Below are 12680 nucleotides of genomic sequence, written 5' to 3'. Positions count from 1 at the left end.
GTCGTTCAATGCATGTACCTTAATGAGGCGTCCGGCATAGGCCGGTGACCGCGTCATTGTTTTCGCCGGCCAGCGCCGCCCGTTGCCCGGGACTGACCGCCGTTGCGGTACCGTTCGAGCAGGTTTGCGCGCTTCACTACACCTTCACCCGCCTGCCCTGCAAGCGCTGCGGCATGGATAAAAGCATTCTGGCCCATCAGTTCTTCCATCTCCGCTTCCGTAAAGACACGGAAGGAAGGTATTTCCTTTTCGGTTTCCATACCGAGATGCCAGGCTTTGCGTGCCTGGTCGATCTTGCGGACGCCATCGTCGGCGGCGGCGATCGCGTGGAACACGGCAAGTGCCGAGCCGTTGCGAACGGCGCCATCGACCTTCGCCGAACCGCTGACGAACCGGCCCGCCTTGCGCGCCATGTGCATCATCCCGGCCAGCTGCGCCACGAGAAGACGGTCGACGATGGCACCCAGATCGGCCGGTGCCGTCACTTCCGCCTTCAAGGCGCGTGAAAACAGTTTCTTTGCTACTGCCTTGTCCACGAGCGCCCGGTCGAGCTTGACCCAGCACCCGCGTCCCGGCAGCTGCCGCTTCAGATCGGGAACGACTGTCCCGTCCGGAGCGGCGACGAAGCGGATCAACTCGTCGGGCGATCCGCTTTCGCGTGTTACGATGCACATGCGGCCATTTGCGCCGTCACCGCCGAGATCATCGTCCTCGGGCGGAGCGTCAGGCCCCTCGGTGATCGTCATGCTTCTTGCTCGGTTTCGTCCTCCGCAGCCTCTTCGGCCTCAGCGGCGAGATCGGCTTCGGTAATCCAGCCGGCGAGCAGGCGAGCCTGCACGACCATCTGTTCTGCTTCGACGCGCGAGACTTCGAGCTTGGAGAACAAGCCTTCGTACTTCTTCGTCTCGCCGTTCTTGCGTTCGCTCCAGCCGACGAGGTCGTCGGCGGCGCAGCCGGCGAAGTCTTCGATCGTCTTGATGCCGTCTTCGCCAAGCACAACCATCATCTGTGCGGTCATGCCGTTGATCTCACGAAGCTCGTCGGAAACGCCGAGTGCCTTGCGCTTTTCGTCCATCTCGGCTTCGAGCTTTTCGAGATATTCGCGGGCGCGGGTCTGGATTTCCTGCGCGGTGTCTTCGTCGAAACCGTCGATGGAAGCGATTTCATCGAGATCGACGTAAGCCAGTTCCTCGACCGCGGCAAAGCCTTCGGAAGCCAGAACCTGACCAACCATTTCGTCGACGTCGAGTGCATCCATGAAGAGGTTGGTGCGCTCGTTGAATTCCTTCTGACGGCGTTCCGATTCCTCGGCTTCCGTCATGATGTCGATGTCCCAGCCGGTCAGCTGCGACGCGAGGCGGACGTTCTGACCGCGGCGGCCGATGGCCAGCGACAGCTGCTCGTCGGGAACCACGACTTCGATGCGCTCGGCATCTTCGTCGAGAACGACCTTGGCGACTTCGGCCGGCTGCAGCGCGTTGACGACGAAGTTCGCCGGCTCATTGGACCAGGGAATGATGTCAATCTTTTCGCCCTGCAGTTCGCCGACGACGGCCTGAACGCGTGAACCGCGCATACCGACGCAGGCGCCGACGGGATCGATCGACGAGTCGTTCGAGATGACGGCGATCTTGGCGCGCGAACCCGGATCGCGGGCGACCGACTTCACCTGGATGATGCCGTCGTAGATTTCAGGCACTTCCATGGTGAAGAGCTTGACCATGAACTGCGGATGCGTGCGCGACAGGAAGATCTGCGGGCCGCGCTGTTCGCGGCGGACGTCGTAGACATAGGCGCGGACGCGGTCGCCGTAGCGGAAGTTTTCGCGCGGGATCATCTCGTCGCGGCGGATGATACCTTCACCGCGGCCGAGGTCAACGATGACGTTGCCGTATTCGACGCGCTTGACGGTGCCGTTGACGATTTCGCCGACGCGATCCTTGAATTCGTCGAACTGGCGGTCACGCTCGGCTTCGCGCACCTTCTGCACGATGACCTGCTTGGCCGACTGGGCAGCGATACGGCCGAAATCCATCGGCGGCAGCGGATCGGCGATGAAATCGCCAAGGGCTGCGTCCGGGTTGCGATCGCGTGCGAGTTCCAGTGGGATCTGCGTGGAATAGTCTTCGGCCTTCTCGACGACTTCGAGCAGGCGCTGCAGACGGATTTCGCCGGTCTTCGGATTGATGTCGGCGCGGATGTTCGACTCCGTGCCGTAACGCGAGCGTGCGGCCTTCTGGATCGCATCCGCCATTGCGGCAAGCACGATCTCACGGTCGATGACCTTTTCGCGCGCCACTGCATCTGCGATCTGCAGAAGTTCTAGCCGGTTCGCACTGACTGCCATTGTCTTTAGTCTCCGTCTTCCTGCCCTAGGGTTCCCGTTCCGTCAGGCGGTTCGTTGATCGGTTATTCTTCGTCTTCGTCCGCTTCGTTCTGGTTCGCTGCCTCGGCTTTCGCCAGCTTGTCGGCGCGCAGCGCGTCGCGGATGAGATCGTCCGTCAGGATCAGCTTGGCTTCGGCCAAGGTGCTGAACGGAATGATTACCTTCGGCTCCTCGCCGCGGGTGGCTTCGTCACGCTCGATCGTGAAGCCCTCGGCGTCGACGGCAATGATCTTGCCGCGGAAACGCTTGCGGTTCTCGACAAGGATCGACGTTTCGCATTTGACGAGATGGCCGATCCAGCGCTGGAAATCCGATTTGCGCACCATCGGACGGTCGATGCCGGGCGACGAAACTTCGAGATGATACGCCTTATCGATCGGATCTTCCACATCCAGAACCGGCGAAACCGCCGTGGAGACCGCTTCGCAATCCTCGACGGTCATGGTGCCGTCGTTGCGCTCGGTCATGATCTGCAGCGTCAGGCCGTTCAGGTTGAGGAGACGCACGCGCACCAGGCGGTAGCCCATGCCCACAAGGACGGGCTCGATGATGGCGGCGACACGCTGATCAAGGCCGGTTTCGACGATCAGCCTGGGTTCGTTGGTATTGTCTGCGTTTGTCACGTCCGACAAGCATTCACTCCTGCAATGTCTTTGCATTCGGAGATCGTGCTAATAAAAAAGAGCGGGTCCTTGCGGCCCACTCTTCATCACACGATCAAGAATTTGATGCCGATATAAGCCTCTTTCCGGCGAATTGCAAGGCATTCACGCCGAAAGCAGTTTCCGCGCCTATTTCAGCATGCCGAGCATCGAGCTGTCGGGATAGCAGGTGGGCTTCATGCCGTTCTTTTCCTGCCACTGGCCGATCGACCGTCTGGTCTTGTAGCCGGGCAGGCCGTCCGTGCCGCCGATATCATAGCCTTTGTGCTCCAGAGCCTTCTGCATACCGGCGACATCGGAGCGCAGCATCTTGCCGACATCGCCCCATTTTTCCTCGAAGGCGCCGCTGCCGGAGGCGATGCGATCGGCGAGATTGCCGATATAGATGCCGTAGAGGTCGGAGTTGTTGTATTCCTTGATGACGTAGAAGTTCGGCGTGACGATGAATTCGGGTCCGTCGCGGCCGGCCGGCACCAGCATCATGCCGCTTGCCTTCAATTCCTCGGATGGAAACGCCTTGCCCGATACCCGCGCGATGCCGACTGAAGCCCATTGCGAGATCGGCTTGGCGAGATCGGGTCCTTCCTGGGCACAGGAGACATTTTGCGGGATTTTCACCTCATAACCCCAGCCTCGGCCGCGCTGCCAGCCCTTCTGAACCAGATAGTTGGCTATGGATGCCAACGTATCCGGCACCGAGGTCCAGATGTTGCGATGGCCGTCGCCATCGAAATCTACCGCATATTTCAGATAGTTGGTCGGCATGAACTGCGGCTGGCCAAGCGCGCCGGCCCATGAGCCCCGGAACTGATCGGGCGTGACGTCGCCATGCTCGAGGATGCGCAGCGCCGCGATGAGCTCCGTGCGGAACATGTCCTTGCGCGTCGACATGAAGGCCTTGGTCGCCAACACCTGAATGGCTGAATTCGGCAACTTGGCGACGCCGAAGCCGGTCTCGCGGCCCCATATGGCGAGCAGGATCGGTCCGGGAACGCCATAGGTCTTTTCGATCCGGCGCAGCACAGGCGCATATTGCGAGGCAAGGCCCCGCCCAGTTACGGCCAGTTTCTGTAGCCGTCCCTCATTGAAATAGGGGGCAGGCGAGGAGAATTCGGCCTGGGTCTGCTTCTGCTCCTTGGGCTTCGGGAAGCCCGGCGGCGCCAGATCCGGCAGATCCCAGTTCAGCGCGATGCCCGCAAAGGCGGCCTTGAAGGTCTTCTCCGAAATTCCGGCCTTGCGCGCTTCCGGCCAGAGATCCTTCTGGATCCAGGACTGAAACTGCGCTTCGACATCCGCTTTAGAGGCGGCGAAGGCGGGCAGGGGGAGGAGGGCTAGGAGGAAAATGCAGAGCAAGTACAGAGAATATCTGATCTTCATCGCGATCATTCTGGATGCATCCCATCCGCGCGTCATGCGCAATCCTTTCAAATCGCCGTTCTCGCCCGAAGCGCCGCCGTCAGCGTGCCTTCGTCGAGATAATCAAGCTCGCCCCCGACAGGCACGCCATGGGCAAGCCGGGTGATCTTGACTTCAAGGCCGGCAAGCTGGTCAGTTATATAGTGCGCTGTGGTTTGCCCTTCGACCGTGGCGTTGACGGCGATGATGATCTCGCGGACGCCACCTTCGCCGACGCGCGCTATCAGGCCGCGAATATTGAGATCGTCAGGCCCGACGCCGTCGAGCGGGGACAGCACGCCGCCGAGCACGTGATAGGCGGCGTTCATCGCGCCGGCGCGCTCCAGTGCCCAGAGATCGGAAACATCCTCGACGACGATGATGACAGACTGGTCGCGCCGGTCGTCGGTGCAGACGGTGCAGGGGTCGACGGTATCGACATTGCCGCAACGCGAGCAAATCTTCACCTTGTCATAGGCTTCGCCCATCGCGTGGGATAGCGGCCCGAGAAGCTGATCCTTCTTCTTGATCAGGTGCAGCGCTGCCCGCCGCGCCGAGCGCGGTCCAAGGCCCGGTACCTTCGCCAGGAGCTGAATGAGTTTTTCGATTTCGGGGCCGGTGACTCGCTTTGCCATGGGAGGCTTTTAGCTCATAAGCTCACGGAACGGAATCGCGGAAGGCGTGGTTGAACGATGAAAATTCTGGCCGTTTGCCTCGGTGCCCCCGAAACGCTGCCGGGCAGGAAAACCAAGACCGGTATCAACAAGCATGCCGTGAACGGCGCCGTGATGATCGATGCGCAGGGTCTGCTTGGAGACGCCATCTGCAATCGCGAGCATCATGGCGGCCGCGATCAGGCGGTTTATGTCGAGGGTTCGCTGACGCTGGATTGGTGGGCAAGAGAGCTTGGGCAAGCATTGGAGCCCGGCTTTTTCGGCGAAAACCTCATTCTCGAAGGGCTCGATAACTGCGCCGTCTCGGTCGGAGATAGATTCATAGCCGGCGATCTTGTTTTGGAAGTGACCTGTGCCCGCATCCCCTGCGCCACGTTCGCGGCGAAGATGGGCGACCCCAAATTCGCGAAGCGCTATACCCGGGCAGGGCGTCCCGGCATCTATTGCCGTGTGCTTGCGGGCGGTACGGTCGGCGCCGGCATGCCCGTCGAGTACGTGCCTTATGCGGGCGCGCCGGTCACGATGCCCGAAATGATGGCAACTTTCAGCAGGCGATTGTCTCCGGAGGATCTGGCGCGGTATCTCGCTGCACCGATCCACTACAAGCTGCGCGCTACGCTCGAAAACGAGGCGCTTTAGTCTCAGCGCATGGCAATCGCCACGGCAGCACCGGCCATGGTGGTCGCGCTGGTGCGATTGGCGATGCGGACCGCGCGACGGCTCTTAAGGAAGGTTCTCGCCTTCGCGGCAAGCATGGCCCAGGTAAGATCGATGATAACGAGCACTGCGAACATCGTCGTTACCAGTTCGGCCCAGCCGAAGAGCGTGACGGCATGCAGATCGATGATCGAGGGCAGCAGCGCCACGTAGAACACCATGATCTTCGGATTGCCCATGGTCACCGTGAAGCCCGCCAGGAAGAGGCGCGTGGCCGATTGTTCGTCCGGCAACTCCTCTCCCGTCGTGTCGGAGGAGGCAAACCACATCTTCCAGGCAAGATAGAGCAGATAGGCAACGCCGAGCCATTTGATCACCACGAAAGCGACATGGAAGGTTTCGGCAATGGTCGCAAGACCGGCGACGGCGAAAGTCAGCCAGATCGCTTCGCCGAGCCACATGCCGGAGAGGAAGGGCAGCACGTTGCGTGCGCCCTTCGTCAAAACGCGCGCCACAAGCGCGGCGATGTTAGGTCCCGGCGATCCGGCAGCAATGAACAGGGCACCGGCAAAAACCAGCAGCGTCGACAAACTCATGGCATTTCCTCCGAACGGACAAGCCAGACGATATCTGGAAGAAGAACGCCAGAGATAGCATTCCGGCGCACCTTTTCCAAACGCCAGCTTTGCTCCTACCGGAGCTCTGCGCGAAAACGTTCGAAGATCGCCTTGCCCTCAGGCCAATCTCCCAGACCCGATGCGCCATTGATATGGCCGCGCGGCCCTATATCGACGAAGGCGCTGCCCCATATTTCGGCGCTATCGCGCGCATAATCGAGGGAGCAGAACGGATCGTCGGTGCTTGCGACCAGCTGGGTTGGAAAGGACAGCCTTTGCCGTGGCGGATGGGCGAAGCTGCCGGCCTCGGCAAGGTAGATTTCACCCGTAGGTTCAGGCGGCGCCACGAGAAAGGCGCCAAGGATCGCGGCTTTCCCGATGGGTGCCCAATGGGCGATGAGCTGGCAGGCAAGGCTATGTGCGATCAGGATCGGCGGTGTCTTTGAGGTTGCGATTTCCCGTTCGAGCGCGCCAATCCAGTCGGTGAGCATCGGCCTGTCCCAGCTTGACGGCTGGAACCGACGAATGCTTGGATCCTGTCGTTCCCATAGCGTCTGCCAATGACTTTCGCCCGAGCCGCCAAGGCCCGGAAGCATGATGATATCGTTCATCGCTATCCTTTCTCCATAGTGTATGACGGAGAAATGCTGACATGCCGGGATAGTGATTGACATTGCAATCCATCGGATAAAGTTTTCATCAGCCGATGAATTTAAGGTGCAGCATGGATAGTATCGAAAGAGGCCTGGATCCGACCGATCTGTCGATCATCGAGATTCTTCAGGAGGACGGACGAATTTCGGTTTCGGAGCTCGGTCGCCGCGTCGGTCTTTCGCAGCCCGCGGCGTCAGAGCGGCTGAAGCGGCTGGAGGAGCGTGGCGTCATCGTTGGATACCGTGCCGTCATCGATCCCTCCGCTGTCGGGCTCGGTATGCTGGCGGTCATCCGGCTGCGGACGACACATGAACATATCCGGCCTTGCCTGAAGCAGTTTTCGGAAATGCCCGAGATTATCGAGGTCCTCAGGCTCACGGGCGAGGATTGTTTCCTGCTCAAGGTTCTCGTGCCGACACCGGCTAACCTTGAAACCATCGTCGATTCAATCGCGCGCTACGGGGCGGTGACGACATCGCTGGTGCTGCGAAACGAGCCGGCAAAGGCGATCGGCCGCGAATTGATCCGCAAAGCGATCGCCCGGTGACGGAGCCGAAAGGTCCCAATCTCAGAACGGCAGCTTGAAACCGGGCGGGATCGGCAGGCCGGCCGTAAGTTCGCGGGTCTTTTCGGCAGCGATTGCCTCGGCCTTTTCCTGGGCGTCCTTGTTGGCTGCGACGATCAGGTCTTCGAGGATCTCGACATCGTCTTCCTTGAAGAGCGAAGGGTCAATCTTGAGGCCGAGCATCAGGCCCTTGCCATTGACCGTGACAGTGACGAGGCCGCCGCCGGCCTTGCCTTCGACGCGAATGTCGGCGATTTCCGACTGCATCTTCTCCATCTTGGCCTGCATTTCCTTAACCTTGCCCATCATGCCCATGATGTCGCGCATCGTCATTGGTCCTTCTTCTGCCTGTTTCTATTCCCATTGGCCACGATCTCTCGCCAGCCGCCGCGGTTGTTTAGCCGGCGGGCCCGATGTCACCCATCTTACCCTTAGAATTCTATATCGTCGCCCGGCAGAATATCGCCATCGATGGATTCGGCGATGGCGGGAGCCGCGGTCTGCTCTTCTTCCTCGTCCACGTCGGGCGCGCGCACGCGGACGTCGATGATCTTGGCGCCGGGAAATTGCGACAGGATCGCTGCGACATCCGGGTCCTGGCGGGCATCGGCGACGCGCTGCTTCTGCACGTTCGCTTCGGCCTCCACCAGCGTCGGCTCGCCTTCGTCGCGGCTGAGGCTGACGATCCAGTGAATACCCGTCCATTCCTTGAGTTTGACGGCAAGCTCGTTGAGCAATGTCCCCGGGGCACCAGGCGTCAGGTTGACGTCGAGCCGGCCCGGCTCAAGCCTTACGGGACGAACGAAAGTGCGCACCAGCGCCTTGATCTTCGGATCGCGCTTCTGGCCGGCAAGCTCGGCGATATCGGCCATGGAGTTGACCGGAACCAGCGGCTTCGGCGCCTGGGCAGGTTTCGATTCGATACGGCCGACGGGTTGTGAATCCGGCTGCGTATTTGGCACCGCGCGCAGCATGGCGACCGGTGCGGAAGGCGTCGGCCTCGGTGCAGGCGTTTCCACTGCCCTTGCCACGGCGCTGCCTTGATAGGAAACCGAGGCGCCACCGCCATTACCGATGGGCGCGCCGGATGGCGGTCGCGCGGCACCATTGTTCTCGGAAAACTCAGTAAGCCTGCGTGCGGCATCTTCAGGCGCCGGAAGGTGAGCGGCATGCGCCAGCCGGATCAGCACCATTTCAGCAGCGCCTGCGGTGCGCGCGGCATTTTCCGTTTCGGTAATACCTTTGAGCAGCATCTGCCAGATGCGCGACAGTGCCGTCACCGCCACGCCCTGGGCGAATTCCATTGCCTTCGTGCGCTCGACTTCGCTCAGCGACGGATCGTCTGCGGCATCTGGCACATATTTGAGGCGGGTGACGAGATGGGTGAAATAGGCAAGATCGGTGAGGACGACGACGGGATTGGCGCCCGCTTCGTACTGGCTGTTGAATTCGGCAAGCGCTGCCGAAACATCGCCTTTGACGATATGGCCGAATAGATCGACGATGCGGGCGCGGTCGGCAAGCCCAAGCATCGCGCGAACGGCGTCGGCGGCAACGAAGCCGCTGCCATGGGCGATGGCTTGGTCGAGCAGTGACAGGCCGTCGCGCGCCGAGCCTTCGGCAGCACGGGCGATCATGGCGAGCGCTTCCGGCTCAGCCTCGATGCCTTCCTTGCCGGCGATGGTGGTGAACAGCCCCACGAGATCGGAAGCGCTGATCCGGCGCAGGTCGAAGCGTTGGCAGCGCGACAGCACTGTGATCGGAACTTTACGGATTTCGGTCGTGGCGAAGATAAACTTCACATGCTCCGGCGGCTCTTCCAGCGTCTTCAGCAGACCGTTGAAGGCAGCTGTCGACAGCATGTGCACTTCGTCGATGATATAGACCTTATAGCGGGCCGAAACCGGACGGTAGCGCACCTGCTCGATGATCTCTCTGATATCATCGATACCTGTATGGGAGGCGGCGTCCATCTCGATGACGTCGACATGCCTGCCTTCCATGATCGCCTGGCAGTGTTCGCCGGGTTCGCGCAGGTCGATGGTGGGTCGATCGATCGAAGCGGTCTTGTAGTTGAGACCGCGCGCGAGGATGCGGGCCGTCGTCGTCTTACCGACGCCGCGCACGCCGGTCAGCATATAGGCCTGCGCAATACGGCCGGTCTCGAACGCGTTGGTCAGCGTACGAACCATCGGCTCCTGGCCAACCATCAGGTCCGTGAAGTCCTTGGGTCTGTATTTGCGGGCCAGCACCCGGTAACCGGTGCCGGTCGAGGCGGCATCTTTTGCTTGTCGCTCGCTGTCGCTCATCGCCCTGCTTATTGCCCGGTGCCCAAGCTTATAGCCCGGCGAAAGCCGGGTCTTGCTTTCAGAAAGGGTGGGAGGCTGGCACGATGACCCGTGCCGGGCTCGTTAGGGCTGCTTCCTTCCGGACCTGACCCGGTTGGCGAGTGGCTCGTCCACCACCAACCTCCCGGATGCACATATCGGCAATATCGCCATCAAAAGCAAGCCAAGGTCAAAAAAAACTGCTAAACATTTGAAAAAACAATGGAGGATGCCCCCTTGAAGGAGTTCGCGCTCGACGATCGCCTGGCCAATGACAGCGTTTCCGTCACCATTACCGGCCTTTGCGACGTGCGGCTGATGAAGGATCGCCGCTGGCCCTGGCTCGTGCTGATCCCCCGCCGTCCCGACAAAGTGGAGGTTTTCGATCTAACTCCGCTCGACCGGGTCCTGCTGACCTTCGAAACGGATAAGGTCGCAAGCGCGCTGAAGACGCTGACAGGTGCTGCAAAAATCAATGTCGGAGCACTTGGAAATATTGTCCGTCAGCTGCATGTTCATGTCATCGCACGGTTCGAAGGTGATGCCAACTGGCCAGGCCCGGTCTGGGGCTATGGCAAGGCGGAACCCTATTCGGATGAAGACATGAACAGCCTCATAGCCAAGTTGCGGGAAACGCTTTCACAATGAGCCATTCCATCTTTTCCTCGGATGCACCGCATCCGGAAGCCAGCAGCCTCACCGCCTTTGCGGAAAATCAGCTCGACCGAGATGCCGAGCATCGCGACGAGGAAACGATCAAGCACGCGCTCGCCAAGGAGGGCACGCACATCCTGGCCTTCGCTCAGGACCGGCTTGTTTTGAAGCATGACGGCCAGGTGCTCGACCCTCTGTTCGCCCGCTACGAACTGCAGGGGCTTGATCCGAACTGGGAGGAAGCCGTCCTTCTCGGTTACCGCAAGACCGGGGAGCCGCGACTGGCTGTGCCGGTAGGCATCAATGCTGATGAACTTGCCAGCCAGTATAAGCCGGCTGACATGCGTTCGCTCTGGCGCGATCTTCTGCTGGAGGGAGAAATCCTCGGCGAGGCGGCGCAGGGCATGAGCCTCATCCGTTGGAACAGCGACAATCGCTTCTGCGGCCGCTGCGGTTCGGTCATGGAAAGCCGCATCGGCGGCTACAAGCGGGTCTGCACGGCCTGCGAACATATGATTTTTCCGCGCACCGACCCTGTGGTCATTATGCTTGTCGTCGACGAGGAGCGGAACCGCTGCCTGCTTGGCCGCAGCCACCATTTCGCGCCCGGCATGTATTCTTGCCTTGCCGGCTTCCTGGAGCCGGGCGAAACCATCGAGAATGCCGTACGTCGTGAGACATTCGAGGAATCAGGCATCCATACCGGTCGTATACGCTACCACGCGTCTCAGCCCTGGCCGATGCCTCATTCGTTGATGATCGGCTGCTATGCCGAGGCGAAGTCGACGGAAATCCATATGGATGGCGCAGAGCTCGATGATTGTCGCTGGTTTACACCGGAGGAGACGCTTGCCATGCTGGATCGCGTCTCTGCATCAGGTAATACCTCTCCGCCCAAGGGCGCCATCGCCCATCGTCTGATGCGTGATTGGGTGGAATGGAAGCGCTAGGTCTTACTTCGCCATGGCTCGCTCGGAACGATTGCTGACGCTGTTGCAGACGCTGCGGCGCTACCGCCGACCAGTGAGCGGCGCAGTGCTTGCCGAGGAAACCGGCGTCAGCCTGCGCACGCTCTACCGCGATATCGCCAGCTTGCAGTCGCAGGGCGCTGTGATCGAAGGCGAGCCTGGCATTGGTTACGTGTTGAAGCCGGGCTTCATGCTGCCGCCGATGATGTTTTCGCAGGACGAGATCGAGGCATTGGTTCTGGGGTCACGATGGGTGGCGCGGGCAACCGACGCCCGTCTGGCCGCAGCCGGAACCGATGCGCTTGCGAAGATCGCCGCGGTGCTGCCCTCAGAGATGCGCGAGGCGATTGATCAGGCGGCTGTCGTCGTCGGCACGCGGCGCATCACGGAGGACAAGGCCGACCTTTCTCTGATGCGCAAGGCGATTCGTACAGAGCGAATGGTGCAATTGACCTACGGCGACGTGAACGGCACGATTTCCACCCGCCGCATCTGGCCCTTCGCGCTCGGCTACTTCGACAATTCGCGCATCGTCATGGCCTGGTGCGAGCTGCGCCAGGACTATCGCCATTTCCGCGCCGACCGCATCGTTGACTTTGCCGTGCTGGAGGCGCGCTACCCGCGCCGCCGCGTCGCGCTCGCAAGGGAATGGCAGGCTCGCGAGGGCATGATCCATAATTAAGCTGCCGGCGTAACGCTACTGCCAGAAACTGTCAGTAGGCCTGGTTATTATCGGACCATCCAAACAGGAAGGAGGACCGATCATGGCAAGCAACGTTTTCACCATAACGAAGCAGGCACATCGCGACGACATCGAGGCGCGCGCAGACAGGAATATTCTTATGCCGGCATGGCCGGCTCGCCTCATGCAGGCTGCGAGCGGCTATTTCAGCCGCCGCTGGAATCGTCTCGATCTTGAGGAAACGCCGAATTCCGTGAAGCGCGATCTCGGCTTTCTTGACGGCCATGCCCCTTATCGTGAGGAAGACCGGATGCGGTAAGGCATCTCGCACTTCTGCGATAACGACATCCGCAACATCAAAATCCCAAGCGCAGGAAGCTGATCCGAGGGTCGCGATGCGCGTTGGGAACGCATGTCAGCAAACACCTGACTGACCATC

15 protein-coding genes and 1 other RNA gene are annotated in these 12680 nt (G+C 60.7%); 6 read left to right on the top strand and 10 right to left on the bottom strand.

The genetic code is table 11. The features are described from left to right. Window positions 1–53: 53 nt before the first annotated feature. The 5 genes from QD461_RS22515 to recR form a co-directional block, all read right to left on the bottom strand. Entirely contained in the window at window positions 54–746 is a 693-nt protein-coding gene (locus QD461_RS22515) for an RNA-binding protein (RefSeq protein WP_414089738.1), read from the bottom strand. After that, window positions 743–2347 (bottom strand): transcription termination factor NusA, encoded by a 1605-nt coding sequence (gene nusA, locus QD461_RS22510; protein ID WP_414089737.1) that lies wholly within the window; start codon window positions 2345–2347, stop codon window positions 743–745. The genes QD461_RS22515 and nusA overlap by 4 nt, the downstream gene beginning before the upstream one ends. 62 nt (window positions 2348–2409) lie before the next feature. Further along, a complete protein-coding gene (rimP, locus tag QD461_RS22505; RefSeq protein ID WP_414089736.1) occupies window positions 2410–3018 on the bottom strand; it encodes a ribosome maturation factor RimP in 609 nt (202 codons plus the stop codon). Between the two features lie 159 nt (window positions 3019–3177). Continuing rightward, window positions 3178–4425 (bottom strand): lytic murein transglycosylase, encoded by a 1248-nt coding sequence (locus tag QD461_RS22500; RefSeq protein ID WP_414089735.1) that lies wholly within the window; start codon window positions 4423–4425, stop codon window positions 3178–3180. Window positions 4426–4472: 47 nt separating this feature from the next. After that, window positions 4473–5078: a recombination mediator RecR gene (gene recR / locus QD461_RS22495; RefSeq protein WP_414089734.1), complete on the bottom strand. Its 606-nt coding sequence runs from the start codon at window positions 5076–5078 to the stop codon at window positions 4473–4475. A gap of 57 nt (window positions 5079–5135) precedes the next feature. Here recR and QD461_RS22490 point away from each other — a divergent pair, with 57 nt between their 5' ends. Continuing rightward, window positions 5136–5756 carry an MOSC domain-containing protein gene (locus tag QD461_RS22490; protein WP_414089733.1) on the top strand — a complete coding sequence of 207 codons (621 nt, stop codon included), beginning with the start codon at window positions 5136–5138 and terminating at the stop codon, window positions 5754–5756. A gap of 2 nt (window positions 5757–5758) precedes the next feature. Here QD461_RS22490 and QD461_RS22485 read toward each other — a convergent pair whose 3' ends face one another. Further along, window positions 5759–6370: a LysE family translocator gene (locus QD461_RS22485; RefSeq protein WP_414089732.1), complete on the bottom strand. Its 612-nt coding sequence runs from the start codon at window positions 6368–6370 to the stop codon at window positions 5759–5761. A 95-nt stretch (window positions 6371–6465) separates the two neighbouring features. Next, window positions 6466–7002: an RBBP9/YdeN family alpha/beta hydrolase gene (locus tag QD461_RS22480; RefSeq protein WP_414089731.1), complete on the bottom strand. Its 537-nt coding sequence runs from the start codon at window positions 7000–7002 to the stop codon at window positions 6466–6468. A gap of 113 nt (window positions 7003–7115) precedes the next feature. On the opposite strand from QD461_RS22480, the gene QD461_RS22475 reads away from it, so the two are divergent. Further along, window positions 7116–7592 carry an Lrp/AsnC family transcriptional regulator gene (locus QD461_RS22475; protein ID WP_414089730.1) on the top strand — a complete coding sequence of 159 codons (477 nt, stop codon included), beginning with the start codon at window positions 7116–7118 and terminating at the stop codon, window positions 7590–7592. 21 nt (window positions 7593–7613) lie between these two features. Here QD461_RS22475 and QD461_RS22470 read toward each other — a convergent pair whose 3' ends face one another. From QD461_RS22470 to ffs, 3 genes are all read right to left on the bottom strand, one after another. After that, a complete protein-coding gene (locus QD461_RS22470; RefSeq protein ID WP_047635820.1) occupies window positions 7614–7937 on the bottom strand; it encodes a YbaB/EbfC family nucleoid-associated protein in 324 nt (107 codons plus the stop codon). 104 nt (window positions 7938–8041) lie between these two features. Beyond that, window positions 8042–9919 (bottom strand): DNA polymerase III subunit gamma/tau, encoded by a 1878-nt coding sequence (locus tag QD461_RS22465; RefSeq protein ID WP_414089729.1) that lies wholly within the window; start codon window positions 9917–9919, stop codon window positions 8042–8044. Between the two features lie 67 nt (window positions 9920–9986). Continuing rightward, window positions 9987–10083, bottom strand: an RNA gene (ffs, locus tag QD461_RS22460) — signal recognition particle sRNA small type. 76 nt (window positions 10084–10159) lie between these two features. On the opposite strand from ffs, the gene QD461_RS22455 reads away from it, so the two are divergent. The 4 genes from QD461_RS22455 to QD461_RS22440 all read left to right on the top strand — a co-directional run bounded on the left by QD461_RS22455 (window position 10160) and on the right by QD461_RS22440 (window position 12560). Continuing rightward, a complete protein-coding gene (locus tag QD461_RS22455; RefSeq protein ID WP_414089728.1) occupies window positions 10160–10585 on the top strand; it encodes an HIT family protein in 426 nt (141 codons plus the stop codon). Then, window positions 10582–11541 (top strand): NAD(+) diphosphatase, encoded by a 960-nt coding sequence (gene nudC / locus QD461_RS22450; protein ID WP_414089727.1) that lies wholly within the window; start codon window positions 10582–10584, stop codon window positions 11539–11541. Before QD461_RS22455 ends, nudC begins: the two co-directional genes overlap by 4 nt. Before the next feature lie 13 nt (window positions 11542–11554). Then, window positions 11555–12241: a helix-turn-helix transcriptional regulator gene (locus tag QD461_RS22445; protein WP_414089726.1), complete on the top strand. Its 687-nt coding sequence runs from the start codon at window positions 11555–11557 to the stop codon at window positions 12239–12241. A gap of 82 nt (window positions 12242–12323) precedes the next feature. Beyond that, entirely contained in the window at window positions 12324–12560 is a 237-nt protein-coding gene (locus tag QD461_RS22440; protein ID WP_414089799.1) for a hypothetical protein, read from the top strand. Window positions 12561–12680: the final 120 nt, after the last annotated feature.

The sequence above is a fragment of the Rhizobium sp. BR 314 genome, from assembly GCF_047445805.1.
In the GTDB taxonomy this organism is placed as follows: domain Bacteria; phylum Pseudomonadota; class Alphaproteobacteria; order Rhizobiales; family Rhizobiaceae; genus Rhizobium; species Rhizobium lusitanum_B.
This window is presented reverse-complemented; position numbering and strand designations above follow the sequence as displayed.

What these genes read in the sequence shown, in the direction of transcription:
- recR (WP_414089734.1), bottom strand. Translation starts at nt 5,078, where the DNA reads ATGGCAAAGCGAGTCACCGGCCCCGAAATCGAAAAACTCATTCAGCTC.
- QD461_RS22515 (WP_414089738.1), bottom strand. Translation starts at nt 746, where the DNA reads ATGACGATCACCGAGGGGCCTGACGCTCCGCCCGAGGACGATGATCTC.
- QD461_RS22500 (WP_414089735.1), bottom strand. Translation starts at nt 4,425, where the DNA reads ATGAAGATCAGATATTCTCTGTACTTGCTCTGCATTTTCCTCCTAGCC.
- QD461_RS22440 (WP_414089799.1), top strand. Translation starts at nt 12,324, where the DNA reads ATGGCAAGCAACGTTTTCACCATAACGAAGCAGGCACATCGCGACGAC.
- QD461_RS22465 (WP_414089729.1), bottom strand. Translation starts at nt 9,919, where the DNA reads ATGAGCGACAGCGAGCGACAAGCAAAAGATGCCGCCTCGACCGGCACC.
- QD461_RS22480 (WP_414089731.1), bottom strand. Translation starts at nt 7,002, where the DNA reads ATGAACGATATCATCATGCTTCCGGGCCTTGGCGGCTCGGGCGAAAGT.
- QD461_RS22475 (WP_414089730.1), top strand. Translation starts at nt 7,116, where the DNA reads ATGGATAGTATCGAAAGAGGCCTGGATCCGACCGATCTGTCGATCATC.
- QD461_RS22455 (WP_414089728.1), top strand. Translation starts at nt 10,160, where the DNA reads ATGGAGGATGCCCCCTTGAAGGAGTTCGCGCTCGACGATCGCCTGGCC.
- nudC (WP_414089727.1), top strand. Translation starts at nt 10,582, where the DNA reads ATGAGCCATTCCATCTTTTCCTCGGATGCACCGCATCCGGAAGCCAGC.
- QD461_RS22470 (WP_047635820.1), bottom strand. Translation starts at nt 7,937, where the DNA reads ATGCGCGACATCATGGGCATGATGGGCAAGGTTAAGGAAATGCAGGCC.
- QD461_RS22485 (WP_414089732.1), bottom strand. Translation starts at nt 6,370, where the DNA reads ATGAGTTTGTCGACGCTGCTGGTTTTTGCCGGTGCCCTGTTCATTGCT.
- nusA (WP_414089737.1), bottom strand. Translation starts at nt 2,347, where the DNA reads ATGGCAGTCAGTGCGAACCGGCTAGAACTTCTGCAGATCGCAGATGCA.
- QD461_RS22490 (WP_414089733.1), top strand. Translation starts at nt 5,136, where the DNA reads ATGAAAATTCTGGCCGTTTGCCTCGGTGCCCCCGAAACGCTGCCGGGC.
- QD461_RS22445 (WP_414089726.1), top strand. Translation starts at nt 11,555, where the DNA reads ATGGCTCGCTCGGAACGATTGCTGACGCTGTTGCAGACGCTGCGGCGC.